Raw genomic sequence first — 533 nt, forward strand, 5'->3', positions numbered from 1 at the left:
AGGGCTTCCCGCAGGAGTTTGAGGGCCCGGCTCATCTGCGATTCGACCGTCTTCGGGGAGATATCCAGCAGCCCGGCAATCTCGCGGTAGGTCAACCCGTCCTTCCGCGAGAGCTTGTAGATCCGGCGGGCCCCGTCCGGCAGATCCTCAATCGCCTGACGGGCTACCCGTACAAACTCCGAGTCCTCCTCCACACTGTGACGCTGGGTAACCGGGCTCGGCTGCAGCCATTCGATCTTTTGGTTGTGCTCGGCGGCCAGCTCCCGGTGCTTGACCTTGTTGAGTGCCTTGTTGCGGACGCACTGGTACAGGTAGGAGCGCACGTTCTGGTCCGGGTCCAGCTCCCGGCGGGCCTCCCAGGCTTCCATAAACACATCCTGAACCAGCTCCTCGGCCACGTGCGTGGAGCGCACGTACCGCCAGCAAAAATTGCACAACGGCTCATACAGGGCCAAAAACAGCTCCCGGAACGAGGACCGGTCCCCCTCACGAATGCGCCGTACCCATTCGCTTACTCGTTCATCGCAAACATC

Annotated in this window: 1 protein-coding gene; it reads right to left on the bottom strand. The window is 61.9% G+C overall.

From position 1 onward, the window contains the following. On the bottom strand, nt 1-533 hold a 533-nt coding region (locus ACG2E4_RS18495), incomplete at both ends, for an RNA polymerase sigma-70 factor (RefSeq protein ID WP_395277513.1).

This window comes from Halalkalibaculum sp. DA384 (assembly GCF_043951955.1).
GTDB lineage: Bacteria > Bacteroidota > Rhodothermia > Balneolales > Balneolaceae > JAMQKA01.